The organism is Cyclobacterium sediminis (assembly GCF_054781075.1).
The window spans coordinates 565,610-590,253 of record NZ_BAAGVC010000003.1 but is presented as its reverse complement, the minus strand read 5'-3'; the positions used below and the strand labels follow the sequence as shown (position 1 = coordinate 590,253).

General features: G+C 40.3%; 27 protein-coding genes. 21 read left to right on the top strand and 6 right to left on the bottom strand.

All coding sequences use genetic code 11. From position 1 onward, the window contains the following. Window positions 1-438 precede the first annotated feature (438 nt). The gene (locus ACYVHJ_RS04850) at window positions 439-942 is read right to left on the bottom strand and encodes a hypothetical protein (RefSeq protein WP_460513052.1); all 504 of its coding nucleotides are present in this window, start codon (window positions 940-942) and stop codon (window positions 439-441) included. A gap of 60 nt (window positions 943-1,002) precedes the next feature. Between ACYVHJ_RS04850 and ACYVHJ_RS04845 the strand changes: the two genes are divergently transcribed. The 6 genes from ACYVHJ_RS04845 to ACYVHJ_RS04820 all read left to right on the top strand — a co-directional run bounded on the left by ACYVHJ_RS04845 (window position 1,003) and on the right by ACYVHJ_RS04820 (window position 6,485). After that, a complete protein-coding gene (locus ACYVHJ_RS04845) occupies window positions 1,003-1,284 on the top strand; it encodes a hypothetical protein (protein ID WP_460513050.1) in 282 nt (93 codons plus the stop codon). Then, a complete protein-coding gene (locus tag ACYVHJ_RS04840; protein WP_460513048.1) occupies window positions 1,281-2,657 on the top strand; it encodes a hypothetical protein in 1,377 nt (458 codons plus the stop codon). The genes ACYVHJ_RS04845 and ACYVHJ_RS04840 overlap by 4 nt, the downstream gene beginning before the upstream one ends. A 3-nt stretch (window positions 2,658-2,660) precedes the next feature. Next, complete coding sequence (locus ACYVHJ_RS04835; RefSeq protein WP_460513046.1) at window positions 2,661-3,677, top strand: DUF6712 family protein; 1,017 nt, start codon at window positions 2,661-2,663, stop codon at window positions 3,675-3,677. After that, window positions 3,674-4,588: a hypothetical protein gene (locus tag ACYVHJ_RS04830; RefSeq protein WP_460513044.1), complete on the top strand. Its 915-nt coding sequence runs from the start codon at window positions 3,674-3,676 to the stop codon at window positions 4,586-4,588. Before ACYVHJ_RS04835 ends, ACYVHJ_RS04830 begins: the two co-directional genes overlap by 4 nt. Then, window positions 4,585-5,016 carry a hypothetical protein gene (locus ACYVHJ_RS04825; protein ID WP_460513042.1) on the top strand — a complete coding sequence of 144 codons (432 nt, stop codon included), beginning with the start codon at window positions 4,585-4,587 and terminating at the stop codon, window positions 5,014-5,016. Before ACYVHJ_RS04830 ends, ACYVHJ_RS04825 begins: the two co-directional genes overlap by 4 nt. A 434-nt stretch (window positions 5,017-5,450) precedes the next feature. Continuing rightward, complete coding sequence (locus ACYVHJ_RS04820; RefSeq protein ID WP_460513040.1) at window positions 5,451-6,485, top strand: hypothetical protein; 1,035 nt, start codon at window positions 5,451-5,453, stop codon at window positions 6,483-6,485. A gap of 261 nt (window positions 6,486-6,746) precedes the next feature. Here ACYVHJ_RS04820 and ACYVHJ_RS04815 read toward each other — a convergent pair whose 3' ends face one another. From ACYVHJ_RS04815 to ACYVHJ_RS04805, 3 genes are read right to left on the bottom strand one after another with little or no spacing between them, the layout of a single operon-like run. Then, a complete protein-coding gene (locus tag ACYVHJ_RS04815; protein WP_460513038.1) occupies window positions 6,747-7,391 on the bottom strand; it encodes a JAB domain-containing protein in 645 nt (214 codons plus the stop codon). Then, a complete protein-coding gene (locus ACYVHJ_RS04810; protein WP_460513036.1) occupies window positions 7,391-7,873 on the bottom strand; it encodes an ArdC family protein in 483 nt (160 codons plus the stop codon). Before ACYVHJ_RS04810 ends, ACYVHJ_RS04815 begins: the two co-directional genes overlap by 1 nt. Before the next feature lies 1 nt (window position 7,874). Further along, window positions 7,875-8,336, bottom strand: a complete 462-nt coding sequence (locus ACYVHJ_RS04805) for a hypothetical protein (protein ID WP_460513034.1) — start codon at window positions 8,334-8,336, stop codon at window positions 7,875-7,877. A gap of 642 nt (window positions 8,337-8,978) precedes the next feature. Between ACYVHJ_RS04805 and ACYVHJ_RS04800 the strand changes: the two genes are divergently transcribed. The 10 genes from ACYVHJ_RS04800 to ACYVHJ_RS04755 all read left to right on the top strand — a co-directional run bounded on the left by ACYVHJ_RS04800 (window position 8,979) and on the right by ACYVHJ_RS04755 (window position 21,131). Next, window positions 8,979-9,365 carry a hypothetical protein gene (locus tag ACYVHJ_RS04800; protein WP_460513032.1) on the top strand — a complete coding sequence of 129 codons (387 nt, stop codon included), beginning with the start codon at window positions 8,979-8,981 and terminating at the stop codon, window positions 9,363-9,365. Continuing rightward, window positions 9,358-13,440 (top strand): phage tail tape measure protein, encoded by a 4,083-nt coding sequence (locus tag ACYVHJ_RS04795; protein WP_460513030.1) that lies wholly within the window; start codon window positions 9,358-9,360, stop codon window positions 13,438-13,440. Before ACYVHJ_RS04800 ends, ACYVHJ_RS04795 begins: the two co-directional genes overlap by 8 nt. After that, window positions 13,440-15,587: a hypothetical protein gene (locus tag ACYVHJ_RS04790; protein WP_460513028.1), complete on the top strand. Its 2,148-nt coding sequence runs from the start codon at window positions 13,440-13,442 to the stop codon at window positions 15,585-15,587. The genes ACYVHJ_RS04795 and ACYVHJ_RS04790 overlap by 1 nt, the downstream gene beginning before the upstream one ends. 201 nt (window positions 15,588-15,788) lie before the next feature. After that, window positions 15,789-15,971 (top strand): hypothetical protein, encoded by a 183-nt coding sequence (locus tag ACYVHJ_RS04785; protein WP_460513026.1) that lies wholly within the window; start codon window positions 15,789-15,791, stop codon window positions 15,969-15,971. Window positions 15,972-16,125: 154 nt separating this feature from the next. After that, window positions 16,126-16,671, top strand: coding sequence for a phage holin family protein (locus ACYVHJ_RS04780; protein ID WP_460513024.1), 546 nt, complete (start codon window positions 16,126-16,128; stop codon window positions 16,669-16,671). Next, a complete protein-coding gene (locus ACYVHJ_RS04775) occupies window positions 16,619-17,044 on the top strand; it encodes a DUF5675 family protein (RefSeq protein WP_460513022.1) in 426 nt (141 codons plus the stop codon). Before ACYVHJ_RS04780 ends, ACYVHJ_RS04775 begins: the two co-directional genes overlap by 53 nt. Further along, window positions 17,041-17,544, top strand: coding sequence for a hypothetical protein (locus ACYVHJ_RS04770; protein WP_460513020.1), 504 nt, complete (start codon window positions 17,041-17,043; stop codon window positions 17,542-17,544). Before ACYVHJ_RS04775 ends, ACYVHJ_RS04770 begins: the two co-directional genes overlap by 4 nt. 1 nt (window position 17,545) lies before the next feature. After that, on the top strand, window positions 17,546-19,819 hold the full coding sequence (locus tag ACYVHJ_RS04765) for a hypothetical protein (protein ID WP_460513018.1): 2,274 nt from the start codon (window positions 17,546-17,548) through the stop codon (window positions 19,817-19,819). Beyond that, window positions 19,816-20,676, top strand: a complete 861-nt coding sequence (locus ACYVHJ_RS04760; protein WP_460513016.1) for a BspA family leucine-rich repeat surface protein — start codon at window positions 19,816-19,818, stop codon at window positions 20,674-20,676. Before ACYVHJ_RS04765 ends, ACYVHJ_RS04760 begins: the two co-directional genes overlap by 4 nt. Beyond that, complete coding sequence (locus ACYVHJ_RS04755) at window positions 20,673-21,131, top strand: hypothetical protein (RefSeq protein WP_460513014.1); 459 nt, start codon at window positions 20,673-20,675, stop codon at window positions 21,129-21,131. Before ACYVHJ_RS04760 ends, ACYVHJ_RS04755 begins: the two co-directional genes overlap by 4 nt. Here ACYVHJ_RS04755 and ACYVHJ_RS04750 read toward each other — a convergent pair. Both ACYVHJ_RS04750 and ACYVHJ_RS04745 read right to left on the bottom strand, forming a co-directional pair. Beyond that, window positions 21,128-22,603, bottom strand: a complete 1,476-nt coding sequence (locus ACYVHJ_RS04750; protein WP_460513012.1) for a site-specific integrase — start codon at window positions 22,601-22,603, stop codon at window positions 21,128-21,130. The two genes, ACYVHJ_RS04755 and ACYVHJ_RS04750, sit on opposite strands and share 4 nt — an antisense overlap. Then, window positions 22,510-22,875 (bottom strand): hypothetical protein, encoded by a 366-nt coding sequence (locus tag ACYVHJ_RS04745; RefSeq protein WP_460513010.1) that lies wholly within the window; start codon window positions 22,873-22,875, stop codon window positions 22,510-22,512. Before ACYVHJ_RS04745 ends, ACYVHJ_RS04750 begins: the two co-directional genes overlap by 94 nt. 128 nt (window positions 22,876-23,003) lie before the next feature. Between ACYVHJ_RS04745 and ACYVHJ_RS04740 the strand changes: the two genes are divergently transcribed. The 5 genes from ACYVHJ_RS04740 (at window position 23,004) to ACYVHJ_RS04720 (ending at window position 24,558) form a co-directional block, all read left to right on the top strand. Beyond that, complete coding sequence (locus ACYVHJ_RS04740) at window positions 23,004-23,237, top strand: hypothetical protein (RefSeq protein WP_460513008.1); 234 nt, start codon at window positions 23,004-23,006, stop codon at window positions 23,235-23,237. After that, complete coding sequence (locus tag ACYVHJ_RS04735) at window positions 23,227-23,820, top strand: response regulator transcription factor (RefSeq protein WP_460513005.1); 594 nt, start codon at window positions 23,227-23,229, stop codon at window positions 23,818-23,820. The genes ACYVHJ_RS04740 and ACYVHJ_RS04735 overlap by 11 nt, the downstream gene beginning before the upstream one ends. An 88-nt stretch (window positions 23,821-23,908) precedes the next feature. Next, the gene (locus ACYVHJ_RS04730; RefSeq protein ID WP_460513003.1) at window positions 23,909-24,145 is read left to right on the top strand and encodes a hypothetical protein; all 237 of its coding nucleotides are present in this window, start codon (window positions 23,909-23,911) and stop codon (window positions 24,143-24,145) included. Then, entirely contained in the window at window positions 24,123-24,350 is a 228-nt protein-coding gene (locus tag ACYVHJ_RS04725) for a hypothetical protein (protein WP_460513001.1), read from the top strand. Before ACYVHJ_RS04730 ends, ACYVHJ_RS04725 begins: the two co-directional genes overlap by 23 nt. After that, entirely contained in the window at window positions 24,331-24,558 is a 228-nt protein-coding gene (locus ACYVHJ_RS04720; protein ID WP_460512999.1) for a hypothetical protein, read from the top strand. The genes ACYVHJ_RS04725 and ACYVHJ_RS04720 overlap by 20 nt, the downstream gene beginning before the upstream one ends. Window positions 24,559-24,644 lie beyond the last annotated feature (86 nt).

The window sequence follows — 24,644 nt, the reverse complement described above, 5'->3', positions numbered from 1 at the left end:
GTAGCTTCCAGTTTGGGGATAAATCGACCGGGTCAGGTCCTCAATTTGTAGTCAATTTTTGCAGGTTTTATTTAGTTTTGGAAGTATAAAATTGTTGGTAATCGTATGGATTTATCTCCATCTGGTCGACATTCGCCCCCATATAATATGGGGGCTTTTTTGTTTTTAGACAATAATGGTTGTTTTTTTATGCCAATTTTCAGATATGGGTAAATTAAGGAAAATGATATTATCAGCAGGTTTAGGGAGCTATGGAGAGTAGTTAACCAAGACTGTAATTTCAAAGGCAAAGACAAAAAGAGCGAACAGCTCCCTATTCATAGTTTAGTATTTGAACGTACCAATTACTGGTTGCATTATAAATATATTATGATGTAACCAACGGGAGCAGGCATGTTAGAGAAGGGAGGCTGATGTGGGTTTTGGTAGTTTGAGAAGTTAATCTAAAAATAAAATTTGGATGTCTTCACTTGATAAGAAGCTACCGACTTCATCCTTTATTATTATTCTAAAAGGATTTTTTGATGCAGTTTCAATGATTGATTTATTTTCTAATTCAAAGTACAAAGTATTTTTTGCTGGACTACCTGGATAAATAGTTTCTCCTAAAAAGGTAGCGTCTTCTTTTAACAATAATATTGTATGTTCTGAAGGAATTCCCTTATCAAAAAATACGATTTTACCATATTTTATATGAATTGGTTTTTCAGAGATATTGAAAATTTCAACTTTAAAATACAATTCTATATGGCTTTGATTTATTGATGGATCAACCCCTTGTTGAACCAAATAGAATTTTAGTTTTTTTTCTTTTGACCTATTTCTTTCTTCATCTTCAATAGCATCTCTCTTTTTATTACGTTGGTATTGCTTCCAATTAAAAAATAGCGAGGTTAAAAGTCCGATAGCCAGTAATATTGTATCCCATTCTAAATGCTTCATTTTTAAATATAATAAAAAAATGTCCTTTCAAAACCCCATTTCCCTCACGAAATTAGCTTAATGAGTAAGCTAACGGTATATGAGGCCATCAATAGGATGAGAGAGCTTTCAAGAGAAGGCAAGACTTTTTCCTTTTCTTTTATGTCCTATTCAGAGGAAAAACAGACTACGGATGGCATAGTGGAAGTTCGCAATGGGAGGCTAACTACAAAATCCGCACGATCGGAAATCCAAAACGCAGACCTTCTTCAACCTTATACAGACTTAGACCTCTTGGAGCCAAGGCGGTTCTACATTCCTGCCCTTATGACCTTTAACGGCCAAAAAACTACATTACTATGACAGAGAATGCTGAAAAAGTGAAAGAAGTAGGTAAGACCAGGCTGCTAAATACGGAGGCAGGAGCCTTTGTGATGGGGCAGAATCCATTTTCGGGTTTTGATGAGTTTGTTGGATTGTCAAAAAACATAGACTGGGAAGCAGATCCCGCTATCATCAATGGCAGAAAGATAGTTCCTCACGGCGTGAATAATGATCTTCCGGTGATTATCCGGGATATTATGGATAAAAACAACTTGGCGCCAGGCATACTCGAAAGGGAAATGGGTTTGCTATATGGTAATGGTCCCCAGCTGTACAAAGTCATCTATAAGGAAGGAAAAGTGAGTCGGGAATATGTGGAAGATAAAGAAATTCAGGCTTGGCTCGACAGTTGGAATTACAAACGCTATGTGGATATGGCCATGGTGGAATTTAAGTATATGAAAGGCATATACGTAAAACGGGTAAGAAATAAAGGGCCACGCATAGGAGGTGTAGGGAAAATTAAATACCTGGAAGTAATACCAGGAACTGATGCCCGTTTGGAATGGCCTGAAGTAGGACCTAAGCGACTGGAATCGGTAAAACATATCCTTACCGGAGACTTTCAGAATCACTGCCTGCATACCGGTATTACGAGCTATCCTGTTCATGATCCTTGGAAACCTTTCAGACATGGAATTTCCATAGGGTATCATAACAAATACAGTTTTGGTAGGAATTTTTATAGTGTACCTAGTTATTACGGATCCCTTAACTGGATCATGCGCTCATCTGACATTCCTGAAGTACTGAAGTACCTCAGTGAAAACGGGATCACCTCGGCTTATCATATACATAGTCCTGCGGGCTATTGGGAAGACAAGCTGGAGAAACTGGAGAAGATGCATCCCGGTAGAACTGATGCACAGATAGACAAGCTTCTGGAAGAGTTGAAAGATAAGACTTTCAGTAAAATGGCTCAAGTGCTTACCGGAAAAAGGAATGCAGGCAAGTTTATAGAAACTGTAGATTTTTATGATGAAGAGGGGAACAAGAATGAGTGGAAAGTAGAAGCCATAGACCAAAAAATCAAGGACTTTGTAGAGAGCCAGGTTAAAATTGGGGAAAAAGCAGATTCAGCTACAACCTCAGGTATGGGCTTGCATCCTTCACTTTCCAACATCATCGTAAATGGTCAGCTCAGCTCCGGCTCTCAAATGTTATATGCGCTAAATCTGTACATGGCCAGCGACACCTCAATTCCTGAAGAAGTGGTTTTTGAACCCATTAATCAAGCCATTACAGCTAACTTTCCTGGGAAAAATTTAAAGATGGGATTTTACCACGATGCTGTGATGAAAGAGCAGGAAGTGAGCCCGGAGGACAGATTAATCAATAAAGAAACCCCTTGATACATGTTATTTAATAAAGCCAATAATGGAGCAGTGGAGCTTAGGGATCGGACAGGATCCTACTACGCAAATAATAAATTTGATCGGATCGCTACAGATGTGATGCTGGCCGAGCATGCAATAATCAAGCTTGTTGGCCAAGGTATATACGACAGGGCGCATGATCATTATATGGGCAATGAATACCAGACAACAAACCCTACTGCAGCCCAAAAAATCAATGATCAATTGGTATTAATGCTGCAGATCCCCATTGGCTATAGAGCTACGTACAATTACTACCAGTCAAATATTGTTTCTCATGAGGATGCAGGCAGAAAACTAAAACTAGATCCGGAAAACGAAAAGGTGCCATGGGAGTGGATGTTGGACAGGGATGACCGTGCGCAAGTAAGCAAGGGGAATAAAACTACCGATATGTTGATTTCCTGGTTAGAAGAAAAAAGGATTCCGGAATGGCTTGAAAGTCAGAATAGAAAGATAGCTAGGGAACTGTTTGTATGGAATGAGGAAATCTTTCAGGATGCTTACCCCATTGATCAAAGTCCAAGATTTTTTTATACCACATTGGCATGGAATAAAGAAGTTCAGGAACGCGAAATCAAAAAAGCCCTTGGCAGTAAATATGCTGATCTTATGGCTTACCATTTGGAGTTAAATGAAGGGAGTGGATCAGGACTGGCAGGTATACCATCTGTAAATAATGGTGAATTGGAAGAGCTATTGAAGCTGGTTCAAAAAGCAATCCCTCTTTTGGTGATGGTAAAAGCTGTGAAGCGCCTCTCCCTGCAGGTGCTTCCTGAAGGAGTGGTGCAGCAATTTATGAGTGAAACAGAAGGGAGAGGTGCTAGTCAGGCGGCTCTTCTGGAGGTGATCAAATACCAAGTGAAGCGATTGGAAGATGATGCCTCAGATATTTTTGATGATGTAAAGCTTTGGCTGCAACAGGCGGATCCTTCGTCCGGAGAATTTCAATTGTTGCCGAATAACGAAGAGACTGATAAATTCTTCCGGACATGAATATCCTCGAATTATCAGAAAGGAATATTCGCCTTGAAATCCCTTCTCACTGGGACGAAATGGATTCGGGGCAGTTGCATTATTGCCTAAAACAGGCGGTAATGTGTACTTCAGGTGTTATAAGTATGGATGAAGCTAAGGTAAGGTGCTTTTATCATTTAGCAGAAATCAAAAGAAATGTGAGGGCTGTGGCTGTGGAAAGGGTGATGAGTAAGGAAATGTATGATGAAAAAAACAGTAAGGTGGTTTTGCTAGCAGAGCAGCTGTGTGGCTTTATGTTTAAAAAAAATGATGAGGGCCAAACTGAAATCTGTTATAATACAATCTATAATCATTTTCCCCTATTACAATCCGGGAAGACCAGGCTTCATGGCCCGCAAGATTTATTGGCTAATCTGAGTTTTGGGGAGTTCAGAGCGGCTCTAGAAGAAATGAAAGAATTTTTCCGGACAAAAGAGGCAAGTGACCTCAATAGAATGTTGGCATGTCTTTACCGTCCGGAGCGGATGGATTATGACTTAATTAGAAAAAGGGATGATTTTGATGGAAGTATTAGAGAGCCTTTTAACAGGGCAAGAATAGAGATGAATGCAGTTTATTTCAAAGAAGTTTCTCAGGTGTGGAAAACGGCTGTTTTGCTGTGGTTCACTTTTATGATTAATTATATACAAAAAGAAGAGTTAATACTAGGTGGTGAAGTGGTAAACTTCTCAGGGCTTTTTTCCGGTGAAGAAACGGAAGGTCGTAGACCTGCAGGAAGTGGTTGGGTGACAATACTACATCAAGTTGCAAAGGAGGGTCCCTTTGGGGATGTTGAAAAAACAGACAAAATGGGGCTATATGATGTGCTGTTGTATATGAAAGATTGCCACGAGCAAAATGAAGAGATCAAAAGAAAGTCCCGAAAATGATAGGCATTAGAGATTACAATACGATATGTGAAAACTGGGTGGATGAAATTCATGAATTGGTGAAACATCACCTAGTAGCACAGGACAATCATGCTGTGAATGCACTAAAGGACGAAAGGGGGATACAGCTGGTGGCCGTGATTCCATCAACAACAGCGTCAGGATCTGATCCCTCGAGCATTTCAGATAATCATAGTGCTTTATTTTTTGTGCTTAGCAAAGGATGGACAGGTCAAACTAAAGTTGAGGAACTTGATCAATATGAAAAAACACAGGCAATCACCCTGGAAATTAGAAGCAAAGTACTTGAAAGTTTTGAAGAAGGCTGCGGCCCATTTTGGCAACTTAGCTCTGAAAATATACCGATCGATCCGGAATACAATATATTCGGAGGTTGGAATGGCTGGTCCATGTCTTTGTCATTTTAGAAAGTGTGAGAGGAGTCAATTTGATGGCAGGGTAATAGTTGAAATTTGCAAAGAGTGTGGAAAGATAAAGTGTTTTCGTATTGAGTGATCCGAACTTTTAAAACCATCTTAATAGGATCCTAGGCACGGCGAAAACTGTGCTTTTTTATATATAAATATATGGTTATATTTGTATATGGGTTCTTTCAGAAATATAATTGTAATCAAAACTGGCGGAAAAGAAGAATTTTGGTCGAATCTGAAACTTTTGTGTGAACACCATCCTGAATTTTCTTATGAATACATCAAGTCCAAAAAGTTTCCATTTGAGTATAAGGAGTGGAGTTTTAGGAAAGTTGAGGTTAATAAAGTAATATGAATTTTTACGATAAAAATTGTTGTAAAGATTAAAGAATGCCTTCTCATCAAAATGATCATTTGACATATTTTTACAGATGACTACAATTTGTAAGCTTTGCAAGCTAAACACAGCTGATAAAACAGGATCTCATATTGTACCCCATTTTCTTCTAAAACGAATTGAAAATATTAAGGGTAAAACCGGGAGAGGGTATGAAATTGGGTTCGTTATTAATAAAGCCAATACAAAATCCTATTTTGGTAGAGAAGTGCTTCCGGAAAAACTGGAGGATGTTTATGGAGATCTTACGGAAAAAGAGCTAAGTGAAAATTCGCATTCGTTAATAATTGATAATATATTCTGTTCAGATTGTGAGAAGAAGCTAGCAGTCATTGAAGGAAGATACTCTCAAACCTTACCAAAAACAGATGATATTAATTATTCTTCAGATATTAATTCGGGTTATGGTTTTCTTTTTTGGTCAAGTTTAATTTGGAGACTATCTATTTGCGGAGTGGCGGGAATGAGCCTTACCCATAAACAGAGTGAAATTCTTAGAAGAATACTTTCTGAAACTTTAAAGCTGGATTTAAATAAAATAGACTTAAATCAATTGAAAAGGATAAAATTTGCAAAAAAAATATCATATAAATTGTTTAGATCACCTGGTTTTTCAGAGGAAGCTCCAACATACCTTCATTTTTACCCTAACTCTAAAAATCCATATTCCCTATTAATCTGGGAGTATATTTTGTTCTTTTCTTTTAATGATAATTATAATGACTTTTTACACAAAAAATTCTTCGGAATACAGAATGAAATTTTTTCCGCCCCTACAAATAAACTTGAAGATAACGAACAGATTTACTTTTTCGCAAATGAGTTAATGATGAAATTTCATAAAAACCTTATTGATTTCATAAAATCATTAAGATCAAACCATTTTTCTTCAGTTTTAGATAAATTACATATAAAAATGGGAGGTATAGGTAGTAAAATGCCTAATTACATAAAACAAGAGATAATAAATGAAATTACATCAGACGAAAAGAAAATAGGTAGGGCATATACATCCGAAAGTTTGTCTAGCGCAGTAATCAAAATATTAAATAAATATGTGAAAAAATGAGGTGTATTGATTGGGGTATCTTTGTAATCAGTTTTTACAGTCAAGCCTTTTTCCATTCAACATTTATTGTAGCAGGTGGGGAGAAATGTTGAAGGGCAAAAGCAGACCAACACATCCATTTTTCCCCAGATCCTATACGGTAGTATTAATTTTTTGTAAAAAAAAATCCGACGGATGTCGGGGGACTGGGGAAAAATTCCGATTCCAGCGCGCGAAACTACCTACTTAGTAAGTAGTTCGCGTTTAAGTAATAAAAGTAAATTAAATTAATCCTTCATCCGCAAAAGAGTAATAGCCACTATTGGCAAAAATCAGATGGTCCAAAATGGGCATTTCCAGTTCCTTACCTACATTTACAAGTTTTTTTGTGATAGCAATATCAGCCTTTGAAGGTTTTAAATTTTCGCTAGGGTGGTTATGAATTAATATAATGGCCTGTGAATAGTTCTCAATAGCAGATTTAAAAATTAGCTTGGAATCTACCACGGTTGCCGCTGTACCTCCGGAACTTATAAGCTTGTGATTTATTACCCTGTTAGCTCTGTTAAGCATTAGAATATAAAAATGCTCCTGTTGTTCATCTAAAAGAAATGGCCGAATGTATTCATAGGCATTATTTGAGCATTGAATTTTAAATGCTTTTGCAGGATCTATTTTATATCTTCTTCTCCCTACTTCAAAGCTGGCCACAATTGAAGCCGCTTTGTTTGCTCCGATGTTTTTAAACTTCATTAGGTCATGAAAGGAAAGTTTGGCAATATTTGCTAGTTCATTTTTTGCCATATCAAAAATTTCATTTACTGTTTGGTCTGGCAATTGAAAGGCTGTAGAAAATAGCATTTTGTCATTTAGTGCCATTTTTCCAGAGGTCAATAAAGTTTGTGCGGGTTCTCTTAAAGTTTTCATTATAATACAATGTCTAGTTTAACGGAATTGAAAAATTTTTCTGTGGGTTCTTGGGCTTTTGAAACCGTTTCTTTTTTGGTTTGTTCCCGTTCTTGGCTTAGCTCTTCGGCGGTAATTACCTGCTTATCAGAAAACAGGTAACAAAGCGGAAAATATTTATATTCTGCCTCGGGGTCATTTGGGTTTTCTTCTTCCTTATCCTCGTCATTTTTTTTGTAAATGGGTTGACCCCATACTAAAAAAGCTTTGGATCCTTTTTTTACTGTTGCTCCTTGCTCTTTCCATTGTTTGAAGGTATTAAACTCTGTGGCTCCATCAGTATTATACATATGGTTTAGCAACATATAATTGATGGTTTTAGAAGCCCAAAAAAGGGCTTCATTTTCGGTTTCGGATGCTTCTTCCATCGTTCCCCTGAGTTCCTTGGCTTCGTTGCTTAAAGCTATTAATTCAGCTCTTTTTGGGTTTTGTGGTTTCTCCATTTTAGGCATTGATTTGGTTTTGAATTTCTGTTCTTTTGTCCTGAATTTTACCAATGGCGAAGCCTAGAACATCTCCAATTAATTTTGGGTGGGCAATGGTTAAAACATCTTTTGGGGAACCATAAGAATTTTGTTTGTATTGGATTTTTAATTGAAAATGATCTGATAAGAAGACGTCGTTTTCTTTTAATGATTCATTAATTTGTTCCTGAACATTTAAAAGGTTTTCGGCATAGTCATTTAGAAGTCTGAGACGTTTTATCATTTCTTGTTTTTGTTGGAAAAATTTTATCTTTTCTTCTAAGCTTTCGGGTTGGAGGTCCAATTGGCTTTTCAATTTTTCGATTTCCTTTTTTAGTTTTTCTACTTCGTTGGTTTGTGTTATGGTTGGCTTGCCTGACTTTTTAGGCTGTTCGTTTGTCTTGCTTACTTCCATCACTTTACTTTTAGTTTGATTTTTCATTTTTAGAAAATTTAAAGGTGTTATTTCGTTTGATTTGATGTATAAATATAGGCAAATATTTATATATTTCAAACATGTTAAAACCTGTTTATTAGTATGTTATGGGTAAATGTCTTTGTGCTTAGGGTGTATTAAATGACTATAGGGTTAAATAAAATTTTACCTCTTTTTTCTAATGAAAAGGCCAAATAGGCCTATAAAAAGGCTAAAAATGTGGTGTTTTTGACACTGTAAAATTATTTAAAAAACTGAATTTCAGTGGTTTAAGGTTTTGGTTACTTTTTTTAAAAGTAATTCAGTCAGAATTGACCCCGACTCCGCCCCAACATTGGTTTGCAATTGCAAATCTTGGTTTTCAAAAGGATATATGATCCCCCGCCCCCTCTTAATAAAAATAAGGCCTCTAACTATACCAATCCAAATCCCACCATTAACACTAAAAACCCATAAAATCCCACCATTAATTAAATTATGCCCTAGGGTTATGAATTAGATCTTGGCTTAAGGATAGCAATGGTTAGCCCACAGACTTCTTAAAAGTCGAGGACTATGAATGGATAGCCTGGTTCGGCAGAAAAGCCCCAATACATTGTCCTTTGTAAAGCTAATAGGGAAAGATAGTTTAGTAAAAAAAATAAAGGTTTGGAAGGGGTAATTATAAAAAAGGCATTCGTTCAAAAAATACTCAGAGAAGAGTCTCAGCGACTAGAAAGGAATCAGGGTCTAGAAATGAGGAAGCTTTTGCACTTCCATACTGGTCTACTGGAAAGAGAAAGGGACTTTAAAATAAGTACAGAGAGTGGAATGGATGGCCAATTAAGATTTAAGCACAAGGCTTATCAAAGGTTTCTAGACCTAAGAAAAAATCCAAAAATAAAAAATGGAAGGAGGATCAGAAAGCGTAATTACCCTATACATAACAGGTTTGTTTTTGGGCATTATTATGTGATTGCGAATAGGTTGATGGTAGAGTTTACAAAGGAGGTTATGGACGGAATTAAACGTGAAATAGAGAATAGCCATGGGTAAAAAACTTAGGGATGAGGATCTAGTCCTTAATATCGTAGTCAATGGTGATCGCGGCCAAAAAGAAATAGGGGAGCTTGAACGAGCAGTAAAGGACACAAATAAAGAATTACAAGCTCTTGAGCGTTCCGAAAAGAAACTTCGTAGGTCAGGTAAATTGAATTCTGAACAGTACAAAGCTGTAACCCAAGCCATCGAAGATAAAAATAAAGCCCTAAGCCTAGCTCAAAGTAGATTGCAATCCTTGCGTTCTCAGGTCGATGTTAATAAGATGTCATTGGTCGATCTTAGAAGAGAGATGTACCGGATCAGGAGGCTGCGAGATTTGGCGGTGCCATATACCAAACAATGGATTGAGCATGAAAAACGATTGAATCAGGTAAATACCAGATACCAGGAATTAAATGGGCGTGCAAGGGAAACTGGTAGTTCTCTACAGAAAATGGCAGGAAGGTTTAATCATTACATTGGCGTAATGACTGCAGGTTTTGCTTCACTAATAGCCGCTATTAGTGGTATAAGGAAAACAATAAATGATTTTGCAGAATTTGATGATAAGCTAGCCGATGTAATGAAAACTACCAACCTTACCAAGATTGAGGTTCGTGAGTTGAATGAAGAATTAAAGAAAATTGATAGTAGAACATCACAGAATGATTTACTGGGCCTTGCTAGAGTGGCGGGAAAACTAGGTATACAAGGCAAAGAAGATATTTTAGGGTTTGTCAGAGCTGCTGATCAGATAGGTGTAGCCCTATCTGAAGATCTAGGAGGAGATGTTGAATCTGCCATTACTCAAGTAGGCAAATTAGTAGATATTTTCAAGGTTTCTGAGGATATACCTCTTGAACAAGCCCTTTTAAAAGTGGGCTCTTCGATCAATCAGTTAGGAATGGCCACAACTGCGAACGAAGGCTATATTGTAGAGTTTACACGAAGAATGGCTGGTGTTGGACCGTTGGCAGATATTAATATAACCAAATTAATGGGGATGGCTGCAACTTTGGATAGTCTCGGTCAAACCTCAGAGGTTAGCACAACAGCCCTATCCAAATTGTTTTTAGAAATGGCCAAAAATTCGGATGCCTTTGCCAAGTATGCATCGATGGATGTGAAAGCCTTTAAAGAGTTGTTGGATACGGATGCCAATGAAGCTTTTATCAGGGTATTGGAAGGTGTTAAAAGAAATAGTGATGGGCTAACCAGTTTGTCCGAAACACTTGGTGATTTAGGCCAAGATGGAGGCAGGGTGATTGGGGTTTTAGGTTCATTGGCTAATAATACTCAACTATTAAGAGAACAGCAGGAATTATCTAACCAGGCATTTGAAAAGGGTACTAGCCTAACAGAAGAGTTTGGATTAAAGAATGAGACAGCTCAGGCACAATTGGATAAGGCAAGAAAGGGCCTTCAAAACATGGTTGTTGAGTTAGGTGAAAAGCTATTGCCTGTGATGACAGTAAGTACCAATGGCTTTAGTTATTTTGTCAGGATTTTATCTGTACTTTTTGATTTCGTAAGTGATAATTGGAGAGTTCTTTCACTCCTAACTGTAGCCTTGGTAAGTTATAGCACTGCATTGCTTGTAAGTAATTCCTATACCAAAATTGCAATTATACAGGCTAAGCTAAAGGTATTTTGGGACAATGCCATGCTAGCATCTACTCAATTGCTTTCCGCTGCGCAAATGGTATTAGCTGGCAATATTAAAGGAGCGACACAAGCCATGAGGGTTTTTAACTCAGTAGCAAAAATTAATCCTTGGGTGGCACTGGCTTCAATAATAGCTGTTGTAGGAGTGGGAGTTTATCAATATAGCAAGGGATTAACTTCAGCTGAAAAAGCACAACGGAAATTGAATGATATTCAGGTAAGTGCTGAAAAATCCATAGTTCGGGAAAAACTTGAAATGGAAAGATTGCTTGCAGTGGCTAGAGACAAGACAAGGTCTGATGAAGATAGACTGAAAGCAATTCAAGCGCTTCAAAAATTATCCCCTCAATACCTGGGCAATCTTTCCCTGGAGACAATTAACACCAAGAAAGCTACAGAAGCTACTGACGCTTACATTGCTTCTCTGCTTAAGAAAGCATTAGTACAGGCTGCTGAAGATGAACTGGTAGATCTTCAGAAGAAACGAATCGAGGCATTGAAGACCGGGCAGGCTGAGGAGCTTAGTTTTTGGCAAAAAACAAAATTAGCGGTATTGAGCTTCGGTAATGAAGAAGCCTTGGTCAATGATGTTCGTGAGCAGTACAGGAAAGAGAATAGGGAAGCCATGGAGGCTGATTTTCAGGCACAGGAAGAGTTGCTTACTGATTTTATTCAAAAAAACATTGATCTAAACAAAAAGGTAAACCCTGTCATCAAAGATGACACCACCACTACAACTACTACAAATGGAGGGTCAAATAAGCCCAAAACCAATTCCAAATCAAACCTGGAAAAGCAACTCCAACAGCAAGCTGAATACCGCCAAAAAATCATCGACGGCCAAAAATCTCTCGTAGAGCAGGAAAAACTCGCTTATGAGGAAAGGCTTAGGCAAGCTGGAATCTATGGCAAAGATGTCACAGAGCTAACAGCTGAGGAAAATACCGTCCGAGAAGCCCTTCAGGAGCAATATTACAACAATATCAACCAACTGGATGCTGAGGCGGTTGAAGGCTTTATCCAAAACAATCAATCGAGATTCGAACGAGAGCTGCAGCAGCTCCGCACGCTCAATAATGAGAAGTACAAGGAGATCAAAACCCTCGAAGATGCCAAAGCACTCCTTCAGGATGATCTTTCCCAGGAAGCACTGGACGGTCTCAAAAACCTACGACAGGCACAAAAGGAAGTAGACAAGAAATTCATCCGTGATGAGGAGCAGATGGTCAAGGAGCATTTGCAGGGCCTCATGGCTCAGCTCAATTCCCTTATGGCTGGTGGTGAGGTCGAAGGTCTCGACCTTGCAGACAAGCTGCTTTCTGAAGAGGAGCGCCAAGTTCTTGCTGATCGAATTGCAGATGTTAAGGAACAGCTTAGTGAGCTTGGACTGAAGTCTGGCACTGAGATAGCAGAGGACGAAGGGCTTAGAAATTCAGGTGTCGATGTGCTTGGTTTCTCTGCTGAGGACTGGGATGCTTTTTATACCAGGCTTGAGGGTGGCAAGACCCGAATGGACGACATCGCCCAGGCTGCCAATGCGCTCGGACAGATCTGGACGCAATACAATGAATTCAAAGCAGCAAGTGAACGCAAGGAGCTTCAGGAATACAAGCAGGTCAATGACCAAAAACAGGCATCGCTCAAGAAACGACTAGACCAGGGGGTTATCTCTCAGGACGAATACAACGAACAGATTGACGAACTCAATCTGCAATTAGACAAGAAGACGGCGGTTCATGAGCGTAATCAGGCGAAGCGTGAGCGCAATGTTGCGCTTATGGCCGCTATCGTCAACACTGCCCAGGCTGTTACTTCCGCACTCACAGCGGGACCGGTCATGGGGCCTATCCTTGCAGGTATCATCGGGGGCATGGGCTTATTGCAAATCGCCAAAATCCGAAACGAACCACTTCCGGAGATACCCGGGGCAGAAGATGGGGGGTACATGGATGTGGTACGAAGCCAGGATAAAAAAATGTTCCGTTCTCGGGGTTTCATCAGGTCTGGTTTCGTTGACAAGCCAAAGGTTTTGGTGGGTGAAAATGGAACGGAATTCGTCGCCAATAATGAAGCCTACCAGAACCCAACCATCCGTCCGGTACTCGACGCCATCGACACCGCACAGCGAAACGGTACTATTTCCTCTATCAATTTGGAAAAGGTAATGGCCAAACGCATGGAGCTCTTCACACTTCCGGGAAGACAACGGGGAGGTTATTCTAGGAAAAAGAGTCCGGTACCTGTTCCTTCTATACAGCCGGATCCTGAGGTAATGGATTTGATCAGGCGAAACAATGACCTGATGAACATCCTTCAAAAGCAGATTAGCAAAGGCATCCGCGCAGATGTTAGCCTACTGGGTAAGCGGGGATTCTACGAAGCCGAAAAAGATTATAATGAAATCAAAAACAACACTGAACTGTAATGCTTAAGATGTTGCTCAAAGGTGTACCCGTTAATTACAACCCGGACATCGCTCTCAATCTCATATATGAAAATCCTTTTTTCTACAATGATCGAATTCCTTCCACCCATTCCCTTAACTTTGAGCTTCCGGCCACCAGGCACAACCTTAACCTATTCCTGCATCCAAACAGGATTAACACTTACGGAGCTTTCAAAGAATACGACGGGTTCGACATCTATTTCTCCACCGTCAAGATTCTCACAGGGGTACTTGTAGTTCAGGAGTTCGAGAAGAATATTAAGTGCTTTTTTCGTGGCTCTGTCATCACCGATGAAATGCGCAAATCCCTCCCCGATGTAGAGATGGAGCAGTTCAACTTTGGCGGAGAGAGGGATTCTCATGATTTTTATTCCACAGATTTTTACGGATATTTCTATAGAGAGACCATCCAAGGCACGCTATCCAATCCGGATGCCAGGTTCGTGGCGCCACCGGTAGCCGTCAAGGATATCAAGTGGCCAAGGCTCGAAAATCAAGCAATCGTCCCGGAATGGGGTGGAAATCTGGCGGCCAATCTTATGTACTTCAATTTCTTTAATGCCAGGGATGAGGAGTACATGCTTTTTGACGATGTCAATACAGCTCACACCATTGTTTTCCCTGCTGTTAAGATATGGTACATCTTCGACCATTTCTTTGGGAATAGCCTGGACCAAAACCCTTTCGCTTCCGGAGACCTTAAGCGACTTACTCTCCTCAGTACCTTTCATCCACGCTGGAAGGAAAGAATGGGGTACAGCGGTTATCAGTCCATGTTGCTTGATGTGTACCCTAGCGATTTGTATGAAAATGAAGGGTATTTCTATCTCAATTCATTTCTCCCTCAGCTCCCTGCAAACGACCTTATCAAAGAATCACTCAAATTAATCTGTCATTCTCTCTATCCTGCCGGCAATCGCTTCAGGGTCCGGTCTAATGAGGCAGTACTTGCAGGTACCGATTCCGTAAACTGGTCAGGTAAACAGATAGGAAGGCTTACCCTCTCTGATCAGGAAGGCCAGACCTATACATACGGTTATGCGGAAGCTGTTCCGGATATTAATCCTTCAGACTATGACAATGTAGTCAGCACCATCCACCAGATGTTTCAGTATCCTATGGGTGGAGAGGAAGATCTGGAGATTTACGTCACATCCACCAAGGAGGCTTACAAGAAGATCCTTCGAGAGAAGGCAAATTCTGGGACTCCCGATAGATTTGATTATGAACTTATAGGCTCAGCCATGGGCAGGGGTGAGGGTACCTCAGGTTTCGAGATGAAATCAAACATGGTACCGGTCACCATGTCTATAAAAGAATACTGGGCAGATCATTATGATGATGTCGGTATCAAGTTTGGTTCCTGGTATGTACCTGTATGGGAGGGTGACAGACTCCTTCGTCCGGACAAGCTGCATATAGGTCTTTTTCACGGTCTGCAAGATACGCACACCGAACTTCCCGGAGGGTCTGAAAACAACCCTAACCGATACCCATTAATGGCTCCGCATAATTACAATGCTTATGGAGAGCGTCAGGGAGGACTCTCCCTGGAGTGGGAGGGACCATACGGCTTGATTAATTTGTACCATCGTGCCTATATGAACTATATGCAGGCAAAAAAGAAAAAGGTAAGCAGTCTTTTCACACTCAGTGCCCTAGATATCAAGAACATGGATATGAGCAAAAAAGTCCACCTGCGGGGTGTCAACTTCCTTATCGAAAAGATCGAGCTTACCATCCGTCAGCGCAAGATGGAGCCTGCCTCCATAGATTTGATTGAGTCTGATATCGAGGGGATCTTTGATGGACATGAATCTGCCGACAGTTCCGGAGGCGGTATAGGTCCCGAGCTTGGCGACTGCTACACCATCGAGATAGACACTGAAGTATTCGATACCGAATCCCAAACACTCACCGTACAGCGGCAGAGACCGGGGGCAGAGCAGGAGGAAAGGTCTTGGAACTCTTATTTCTACACCCAGGAAGGTTTTATCATCACTGTAGCTATTTGCTCTGTTTCAGCCCCGGTGCTAAAGGTAGATGGTATCCTAATAGACCCTATTCTGGGCGTAACTGTCAATACCGGCGGAACATGTTCTTCGGATGCTACTTGTTTGAGTTAAGCAGGGTAATGCTTTTTATTATTGTAATATTTAATAATTTTGTGGTGCTCACAAAAGTTAAATGTTTACTATGTACAGAAGTCAATTTTATGCTAGAAATAGGATAAATCCCGGCGGAGCCGTTTGGAGCGGCATCAATCCTTCGTACAATACGTTTGGCTTTTGTTGAGCAGCCGCTGGGATCCTTTTAATTTTATTGTTATGCTCAACAAAAAGCCATTAAAAAAAAAGAAAAATCTCCAAAGGTGTTATTTTATTACCTATAGAATTGAAACACCCAATTTACAAGAGGTAAAGCAATTAAATCTGGAGGTAAAATCCATTTCTGGATTGGAGCCTTTTAGTGTAAAAGATGAAAGTGGGCAAATTGTATCACTCTCTTAATTTATCCAAAGAAATTTGAATGGAATTAGCTTCCCCTGGAATACCAGGGGATTTTTTTTGTCCTTTGGTTTCAACCCACTTCCGGCTACTTTAGAACTGAAATTAACAATATTCTATAATGGCTCAACAGGCTATCAATAAATCACACAGGCTAATGAATATCCACGTATTTCAACAAACGAGGGACATTCTGGTAGATTTACTGGATAAGGGAAAGTGGGCAATAATTACAATTCCCCTATTCACCTTTTTCCAGACCTATATTTTTAATGATTTCGATTACCTTATGTGGCTTGCAGTTCTAGTAAGCCTTGATACTGTTTTAGGGTTTGGCTTAGCCATATTTAAAAGGGAAGTGGAAAAAGAAAAATTTGGAGATATCCTCATTAAAATGATTGTTTATAGTTCTTGTCTTATAGTGGGGCATGTTTTAGAGAACTTCACTGTTTCGGGTCAAACCATGTCGGGCGGAGAATACCTCAAGTTCATCATATACATTGCCATACTTATCAAAGAAGCCATATCAGTACTTACCAATGCGGGTAAAGTCTCCAAAAAACTGGTTCCGGTCTTTATTCTAAAGCGGCTTAAGGGCTTCAATGAGACCGGTGATCTTACACACCTTACGCAGAATTTTACCAGTCAAGATGGAGAAAAATCAGTACAACACACTAATTCTGATCAGGGACCAGGTCTCTGATAAACAGATTATAGGCAAACTCTTGGTTAAAGATGAGTTTAACGCCATTCTTTTCACCTGTTTTACCTTAGAGCTTCCTTGGCAAGGAAACCAAAGGAATATTTCTTGTATTCCTGCAGGTATCTACAAGGCAAAGAAGAGAAAAAGCGAAACCTTCGGTAGACACTTCCACATATTAGATGTTCCAAATCGTGATTACATCCTAATCCATGAAGCCAACCATGTGCATGAGCTCAGAGGATGCATAGCAGTAGGGGACCAGGTGCTAGACATAGACGGAGACCAGCTCCCCGATGTGCTCAATTCCATCAAGACCAAAAATAAACTCCTGGGTTTACTTCCGGATAGTTTCCAAATCATAATCTCATCATGAGACTAATATTCGTTATATCGCTATTATACTGCTTCCTGGCCTGCACCACCCAGAAAGCCATCACCAGATCACAAGATCACCAGCTCACCACATCCCAACACCATCAAATCCAAAGTCATGAACAAGCAAATCAAACAACGGGGAGTTTCGATCAGGAACGTATCCGACTCGACTACTCCCAAACCTTCATTGATATTGTTCCCAGGGGAACTTTCAGAGTTTCACCTGATGGCAGCTTTGAGGGCGAAGCATCTAATATTAGGATCCATCATCGAGATAGCTCCAGACAGGAAGATCAAACCAAAGTAGACCTTACCAGCTCAGACAGCAGCGCCTCTTTTGCACAGCTAGACAGCGCAGCATCAGACGAAAGCTCTTCCGATGACCAGGAAAGGGAAGTCAGTCGAAAGCCAGACTTTTGGCTATACATAGGCATTGCCGTCGCTGCACTTATCATCATAGCAGGTCTCCGGTTTTTCCCAAAATTCAAATTATTCTAGTATGGCCATCACTGTCACACAAGCTCCTTCAGCACTCTGTTTTGCCGGCAATATCCCGGACATACTCCTCACCACATCTGACCCGGGTCATGATGTCACCATATCCACAGACGGCACTGACATCTTGGAGGAGTACTACACAGCAGATGCAGATGGTAATATCAGCATCACGCTCAAGCATCTTATAGAAAAGCAACTCAGTGTTCGCATACCGGATGCAGACCTATACAATCAAGCCGACGCATTGGCTGATATTGTATGTGATATAGACGGCACCGAGGTTACCTTCAGGGCTATTAAGGGAGGTGTGGATAGAAAAAATTTCACAACCTCAGATTTCCTCACACTCAACTGGCTCACTTGGCAGCCACAGATCAAGCAGGTCAAGTACTTTGATCCCGAGTATCTCAGCTATTACGCCCAGCAGGCACTAGAGGTGAAGGTAAAAGGCTATTTCCAGGACAATACCGACAGCACAGCCACGGCCTACACCCTCCCGGCAGATCAGCTCAGCACTATCAATGTATCCTTCGAAAAGATGCACGCCCTCTTTGAGGAGCAGCCCCTGTACTTCGACGTTTGGGTAGAAGATGGAGAGGGTGGAGAAAACACTTGGTACCAGCGTTATGTACTTACAGACAATTTCTTTGAGCACAATGATCTTTTCGTTTTTGAAAATAGCCTTGGAGCCATTGATACCATCCGCTTCACAGGACAAAAGACCCTACTAAATAGTCAGCAGTTTGATTCAGGGCTTTTCTTTGACGAATACGAACATGAGTACGAGGTCAATCCGGACAAAGCTTATGAAAAGAACACCGGCTACTTCCGTAGCAGAAAGCAGCTTTTCTGGTCTCAGGATTTCTTTTCCAGTCTCCAAAAGTACCACTTGGACGGTGTAGAGCTTAAGCGAATACTCACCAGAGAGCCTAGCTTCGAGGCAGCTCAGTATGACCTTATCGCATTTGATTTTACTTTTGTATATACGCGCCAAGTCATATACCTGGATTGGATAGAAGAGCAGCCTTCCAATGTGCTCGTTATCGTAGGGCCGGACCAGGAGCTTTATTATTTGGTCCCACGCATGTGGCTCTTCCCAATGCTCGAAGACCCAACAGACGCCATTTTTCCGGTACAGGTTGCCGGAAAGCAGGATTGGCATGGGCTTTCGTTTTCTGTTATTTTGGATTTTCTTAGAAATGAATTAGAAATACCGAATGGAGACAGGGTAATTACTCCTGGTAGCTTTGAAATCAATAGCCCTACCTCAGGTACAATAAACGGGGCTTCCTGGGTAAGGAATGGAATTGTTTATAATTATTCAGGACCTGTAATACTTAATGATGCTCCTGATGATCCGTATAGTAGGTTTGATATAATATACACCCAACCATCCAGTACAGTTGGGTATCAAGCCGGTGCTCCAGATGAGGACCCTATCATTCCAAACCCGCCCAGTGGTGAAATGGCTCTCCATGTTATCTTAAGATTAAATACTGGGGAAGCTATTATCACACCAGTGGATGAGGTGGATCCTGAGACTAAAAACCAAACTGGGAGAACAAATGAGTTTGCCTTGATATGGAGGCAGACCTTAAGTCAGAACACCTATTATGACTTTAAACTTTCTTTTGTCGGTTGGGCATCAAGCTATTCAGAATTTGACGCCCGCCCGCTCAATGGAATGTTATTGGTCAATTTCGTTACCGGAGCCTCCGATACCGAGATAGATCCCGACAGGATCAGCATTCAGACCAGGGACATCAGCACCAAGTCAGGCGACTTCGTGATAGTCCAGACTTCACCTACCCAGGCATCGATCTACGTCCGAAAGACCGCCTACTTCCAGACCGTTACTTTCAACTACCTCGGAGTCAAAACCAACAATGTTAAGGATGATAGTTTGCTAGGCAATCAAGGCTATGCAGCCCTTCCGGCTGGCGATGCCTACCATTCCTGGAATGGAAAATCCTACGTCCCATCCATCGGTAATACCATCAAGTTTGACAAACCTCGGGCCTATGGGCTGTCAGGCACGCCTATTACAGGTAATCTCACCATCGCCATCGCCTATGCAGATGATAGCAACATGGCCAAAGTACTTCATAACGACAGCACCGAACCAACCATCATCACACCGGCAGGAGTGGGTAAACGGCTACTTTCCGGCGAGTATTTTAAAGATGAAGACAATTACTACCTTTTCATCATAGACAAGGATAGTTCCGGAGACGTAAAAGCAGTTAATTACACCATTACCCAGGATCTGCTATGAGGACAGTTAATCAATTTTTCAGATCAACCCTAGCCGCTCAACAGACCCCGTTTATTTCGGAATGGAATACAGAAAATATAAGTAGCGGAAGCTCTCCGGTATCTACCATACAGCTACCTCTAAGGTCTTCAGGGGAAGAGTATAATCTTTTGGTAGACTGGGGAGATGGGAATCATAGCAGAATTACATCATTCGATGATGTTAATGCAACGCATACCTATAGCTCAGGAGGGATATATACTATCAAGGTTTATGGTAAAATCCATGATTTCCGATTTGGTAATACTAGGGATAGATTGAAAATTTTAAGCATTTCACAGTGGGGAAAATGTTCGTTTCTTGGAACATCTGCTTTTTATGGCTGCGAAAATCTTCAATTGTCGGCTTCTGATGTGCCTGATTTGAGTAAGTATAATAGGATTCTTGTGGACATGTTTAGAGGGTGTACTGCTTTTACGGGTTCTCCTTCAATGAATGACTGGGATGTTTCAAATCAAACATCAGGGTTAAGGTGTTTCTTTTGGTGTGAGAATTTCAATGCATCCATTAATAATTGGGACACATCCTTATTTTCCTCCTTTGTGAATATGCTCAATAGGTGTTATGATTTCAATCAAGATGTTTCCGGACTTTCTTTTGAAAGTGCTATCTCATGTTTAGGCTTTATGAATAATACAACTTCTTTTTCAACGACAAATTATGATTTATTCCTCAATTCCCTTGCTGGACAATCGCTCAATAATGGCGTGAAATTAACAATGGGTTCGGTGGAATATACAGCTGCAGCCGCAGCTTCTAGAGCTTCAATAATAACTAACTATAACTGGACAATTACAGACGGAGGACAAACATCATGAACACACTATCCAACCCTACCAAGATCAAACACAGACATTCTGACTACCTAATCAAGCTGGTGCATGACAAGTTGGAAATAGAGAAAGACCTCGAGATGAGAGCATATATCAGGATTGAGTTCTGGACTAAAGACGAAAATGGTGATTTCGATAAGCCGGTTCTAGAGGTAATTGCCGATGATCCATCACTATCAGAATCGCAAAAAAGAAATGATTCAGAAGTATTCAAAACCCGTATTTGGTCCAGCACTACTCGAGGTTCTATGGTTGATCCGGAGACGGGTGTTTTTGTTTATCCTAATGAAAATGGAATCTACCCGGAAGGAACTATTACGCAGCTGCAGTATTGGCAAAGCCTTCCTGCATCGGCCTTTCCAGGCAATACACTCGCTGCTAAAGTGTATAGCGCACTTGTGGCTAATATGCAGGAAGTTTATGATTTGCAGAATATTTAGTCTTGCATTAGGAGCATTTGGTCAAAAATTTCCTTTTCTTCAACATGGCCATAAATCATGGTAGTGCTCATTTTTGCATGACCAAGAAGTTTCTGTAAAACCTGGACTTTGCCACCCCTTCTCAAGAAATCTGTAGCAAATGTATGTCTGGCTACATGAGTTGTGAGGTTTTTTCTAACCTTACACTTAAATGCTATTTCTTTAAGTATTCTATTGGTTGGTTGCATGGCCATAGTATTGAAAAGCTTTCCTTTTTGGTTTTCAATGTATTGAAAAGCATCTTCCACTATCCTAATGCTTACTCTTTTTTCAATATTCCTAGTCTTATAGGGTTCGAAAGTCAATACTTCTCCATCAATTTCTCTCCAAGTGACTCGTTCTATATCTGAAAACCTAAGCCCAGTTTTACACGAAAATAGAAATTGACCTAAAACTCGTTTTTCTGAAGGTTTGATTTCTGAGCTTTGGTAAAAATTCTTTACCCGTTCCAGTTCTTCTGCAGTGAGGTATACGATTCTGGATTTCCCTGAAGGGAGAGAAAATTTTGATATACTATCAATATTAACAGCTATTCCTGATTCATGGGCGATTCTTGCATAAACCTTTAAGGTTTTAAGAATTGCACCAACTGTGTTAAGCTTATAACCTTTTACATTTTTTAACCAAGCCTGCAGGTTTTCAAGAAAGCCATAATCAATCTCTGAAAATTTTATTTCGGGTTTCCATTCCCTTATTTTTTTAAGGTTGGAAAGTGAATTTTTCTTAGTTTGAAGGGCTATTTTGTTTAATTCGAACCTCTCTTCTATTTCTAAATTCGCCCAATCTAGAAAATTTTTCTTTGCTCCAAATCTTTCAAATTCCTTTAGAAATTGATCAATCGTAAGTTCAAAATCAGAATGCCTGTAATACATGAAAATCTCATTTATTTTTGAGATTTCCTTTTTCACCAGCATGTTATAATCATTTGCCTCCTGATCATTTCGTTTTCGATCAAGGAAAATTCCGGACTTATTATCAAAAAAATTAAGATCCCAACTAACTCCTAATGGGATAGTGGTTCTACTTGAGTTGATGATTACTTGAAGGTATACTGGAGCTAATCCCTGTTTATTTGGTCTGTCAGACCGGATCCTGCATAAAACACTAGCCCGCATACTTCCTTTAAATTTCGTGTGAAAAAAAGGAGACATGCGGGCTTGTGAAAGACCTCTTAAAGATGATTTGGACACTTTCTGTGAATTTTGTGTGAAACGAAAATCCATGTCCAATCGACAATCTGGCCATTTTTGGCCTTGTGGTGTACCCAGGGCCGGAACATTTCCATCTTTATAAACATCTATAAACCAGTTAAATATAAATTTCGTGTGAAAAACAAGACTTAGTCTTTGTCCAATTTCTCCATCAATAGTTTGTTGTGGACTTCTAGCAGCTCTATGTATTTTTTCTGCCAAAGTTCCTTTTCGGCCACGCATTGCGCCAGGTCTTTGTACTGGTACTTATTACTTTCCTCTTCAGAGAAACCGTACTGCGTTAGCATTTCCGGAAATTCTTGAGTAAAGTCATGTCCAATTGCCCTCCCGTATTTATAGACGATATGATAGCTCAGATCATCTTTTTCAAAATGTCTGTAGGCACTTGACTGGTGGTAACCCGCTTTTTTTGCTATTGCCAAAATGCTTATAGCATGCTCCTTAGCATACTCATCCAGCCTTTTTCTTACGATTTCTCCTCTGTGAACTTTCATGATATCAAAGTTCATTAAAAAAAAATTCTTATTTCGAGACGATTTTATTTGCATTACATTCTTATTTGTTGCACATTTACTGCGCAAGTAACGCAAAATAAGAATAAACGCTATACCAAAATTCAAGTATGCTATCTCCTGACGAACTAATATCGCTCAAAAAAAACCTCCCGTACGGCTATTTTGCCAAGGTGAAAAAACGCACAAGTCTCTCTCCTAGAACTATTTCGAGCTTTTTTTCGGAGAATAATCACAAATACAATCCGGAAGTGCACCAAGCAGCTTTGGACGTGATTGAGGAAAACAAAAAATTGATCAACAGTCTCAAAAAGAGACAAAAAGAGATAATCAATGAAAAATAAACCCCACAAAAACCAAATGAGAGAATTCAAAAACGGAAAATTACCCGCTGGAATCGCTGACAAAAACGTCGAGTTTTTCGCAAAAGACGAAAAAGTATTCGCAATAATCGACACCAAAATCACTCCACCAAACGAATGGCCCGATTGGCTGCATGAAGGAATCCTAAGAGACATGGAGAAAAACCCCGTTGCTGTAGAAGCATTAGTCGATGCAGGATTTGTCACCGACTCAGAAATGATCACACAGTACATCAAATGTCGCTATTCCGCCCTGGACAACACACCAGACATGATCGGAGGCAAGCTCCAGGAAAGCGAATACATAGACTGCGAGCTTCGTGGTTCTTGCCCTTTCGAAGGGCGTATCTGCTCTCTACTCAAAGCAAAATACGGCACCCTCACTCCCCGTGAAATCGAAGTACTTAAGCTTATTCCCGAAGGATTGCTAGACAAAGAAATTGCAGATCGGATGGGAATATCAGTCCTCACGGTCGGGGTGTTTATGAAAAATATCCGAGAAAAAACAGGCTACAAAAATAAGGCTGAGCTAGTCCGCTTCGCCTTTGAAAAAAACCTCATATGACATTGCCGGAATGTTCTTACCACGTTTGATCGACAATCAACCACAGGAGCCTGACCGGCACAGGCTCCTGATTTAATCCCAAGACACCATGAACACAGACAAGCTATTGCAAGACCATCAGTTCGCCATGAAGAAAAAGAAATTCTGGCAGGAAAAGGCCAAAGGCCTGGGAGGTATCATGAACCCCATATACAACCTTTCCGCACACAACTGGATCCGCAACGAAATCAGAATGCGGACAAATATCTACAACGTTGCTGACGAACTGGTCAGTGATCGTCAACTCTATAAAGACCTGGACAATGGATCAAAAAAGACTGCTTAAAGACTACCAATCACTTCTAGAATTTGCAAAAGAAGAGCTTGAAGAAGACAATAAGAAGCTCATGGAGCTCAAGAAAAGAAATCAGACTTCCACTGAAATAGAAGAATTGGAAAAAGAAATTGAAACCCTTGAGAAAGGGATAGACAGGTATCAACGAAATGTAATTACGCTAACAAAATCCATCCATGAGAGTCAGAATCCATAAAAAATTGAGACATGAAAACATCCCTTGCACCCCGCAGTACTTCGAAGAAAACTTCCGAGACAAAAGCCTCGAAGTTACCCACAAAGCTGAGCAATACTACAGAGTTCGCGATCAACAAAATGAAGAGTGGGGCTTCTTTGAAGGGCAGCTTATCCCCGAAGCAAAGGAAAAGGAAAGTTTACAAAAAGAGGCAATACCTGACCAGTAGGCTTAAAGATAAATACAAGGTAGACCTCAAGACCTTAACCATCCACACCCCATACCACTCAGTAAATGATATCCCCGAGCCGGATA

Bases quoted from the DNA above. Each gene is read 5' to 3' on its own strand.
- ACYVHJ_RS04850 (WP_460513052.1), bottom strand. From the start codon at position 942: ATGAAGCATTTAGAATGGGATACAATATTACTGGCTATCGGACTTTTA.
- ACYVHJ_RS04845 (WP_460513050.1), top strand. From the start codon at position 1,003: ATGAGTAAGCTAACGGTATATGAGGCCATCAATAGGATGAGAGAGCTT.
- ACYVHJ_RS04840 (WP_460513048.1), top strand. From the start codon at position 1,281: ATGACAGAGAATGCTGAAAAAGTGAAAGAAGTAGGTAAGACCAGGCTG.
- ACYVHJ_RS04835 (WP_460513046.1), top strand. From the start codon at position 2,661: ATGTTATTTAATAAAGCCAATAATGGAGCAGTGGAGCTTAGGGATCGG.
- ACYVHJ_RS04830 (WP_460513044.1), top strand. From the start codon at position 3,674: ATGAATATCCTCGAATTATCAGAAAGGAATATTCGCCTTGAAATCCCT.
- ACYVHJ_RS04825 (WP_460513042.1), top strand. From the start codon at position 4,585: ATGATAGGCATTAGAGATTACAATACGATATGTGAAAACTGGGTGGAT.
- ACYVHJ_RS04820 (WP_460513040.1), top strand. From the start codon at position 5,451: ATGACTACAATTTGTAAGCTTTGCAAGCTAAACACAGCTGATAAAACA.
- ACYVHJ_RS04815 (WP_460513038.1), bottom strand. From the start codon at position 7,391: ATGAAAACTTTAAGAGAACCCGCACAAACTTTATTGACCTCTGGAAAA.
- ACYVHJ_RS04810 (WP_460513036.1), bottom strand. From the start codon at position 7,873: ATGGAGAAACCACAAAACCCAAAAAGAGCTGAATTAATAGCTTTAAGC.
- ACYVHJ_RS04805 (WP_460513034.1), bottom strand. From the start codon at position 8,336: ATGAAAAATCAAACTAAAAGTAAAGTGATGGAAGTAAGCAAGACAAAC.
- ACYVHJ_RS04795 (WP_460513030.1), top strand. From the start codon at position 9,358: ATGGGTAAAAAACTTAGGGATGAGGATCTAGTCCTTAATATCGTAGTC.
- ACYVHJ_RS04790 (WP_460513028.1), top strand. From the start codon at position 13,440: ATGCTTAAGATGTTGCTCAAAGGTGTACCCGTTAATTACAACCCGGAC.
- ACYVHJ_RS04785 (WP_460513026.1), top strand. From the start codon at position 15,789: ATGCTCAACAAAAAGCCATTAAAAAAAAAGAAAAATCTCCAAAGGTGT.
- ACYVHJ_RS04780 (WP_460513024.1), top strand. From the start codon at position 16,126: ATGAATATCCACGTATTTCAACAAACGAGGGACATTCTGGTAGATTTA.
- ACYVHJ_RS04775 (WP_460513022.1), top strand. From the start codon at position 16,619: ATGGAGAAAAATCAGTACAACACACTAATTCTGATCAGGGACCAGGTC.
- ACYVHJ_RS04770 (WP_460513020.1), top strand. From the start codon at position 17,041: ATGAGACTAATATTCGTTATATCGCTATTATACTGCTTCCTGGCCTGC.
- ACYVHJ_RS04765 (WP_460513018.1), top strand. From the start codon at position 17,546: ATGGCCATCACTGTCACACAAGCTCCTTCAGCACTCTGTTTTGCCGGC.
- ACYVHJ_RS04760 (WP_460513016.1), top strand. From the start codon at position 19,816: ATGAGGACAGTTAATCAATTTTTCAGATCAACCCTAGCCGCTCAACAG.
- ACYVHJ_RS04755 (WP_460513014.1), top strand. From the start codon at position 20,673: ATGAACACACTATCCAACCCTACCAAGATCAAACACAGACATTCTGAC.
- ACYVHJ_RS04750 (WP_460513012.1), bottom strand. From the start codon at position 22,603: ATGCGTGGCCGAAAAGGAACTTTGGCAGAAAAAATACATAGAGCTGCT.
- ACYVHJ_RS04745 (WP_460513010.1), bottom strand. From the start codon at position 22,875: ATGAAAGTTCACAGAGGAGAAATCGTAAGAAAAAGGCTGGATGAGTAT.
- ACYVHJ_RS04740 (WP_460513008.1), top strand. From the start codon at position 23,004: ATGCTATCTCCTGACGAACTAATATCGCTCAAAAAAAACCTCCCGTAC.
- ACYVHJ_RS04735 (WP_460513005.1), top strand. From the start codon at position 23,227: ATGAAAAATAAACCCCACAAAAACCAAATGAGAGAATTCAAAAACGGA.
- ACYVHJ_RS04730 (WP_460513003.1), top strand. From the start codon at position 23,909: ATGAACACAGACAAGCTATTGCAAGACCATCAGTTCGCCATGAAGAAA.
- ACYVHJ_RS04725 (WP_460513001.1), top strand. From the start codon at position 24,123: ATGGATCAAAAAAGACTGCTTAAAGACTACCAATCACTTCTAGAATTT.
- ACYVHJ_RS04720 (WP_460512999.1), top strand. From the start codon at position 24,331: ATGAGAGTCAGAATCCATAAAAAATTGAGACATGAAAACATCCCTTGC.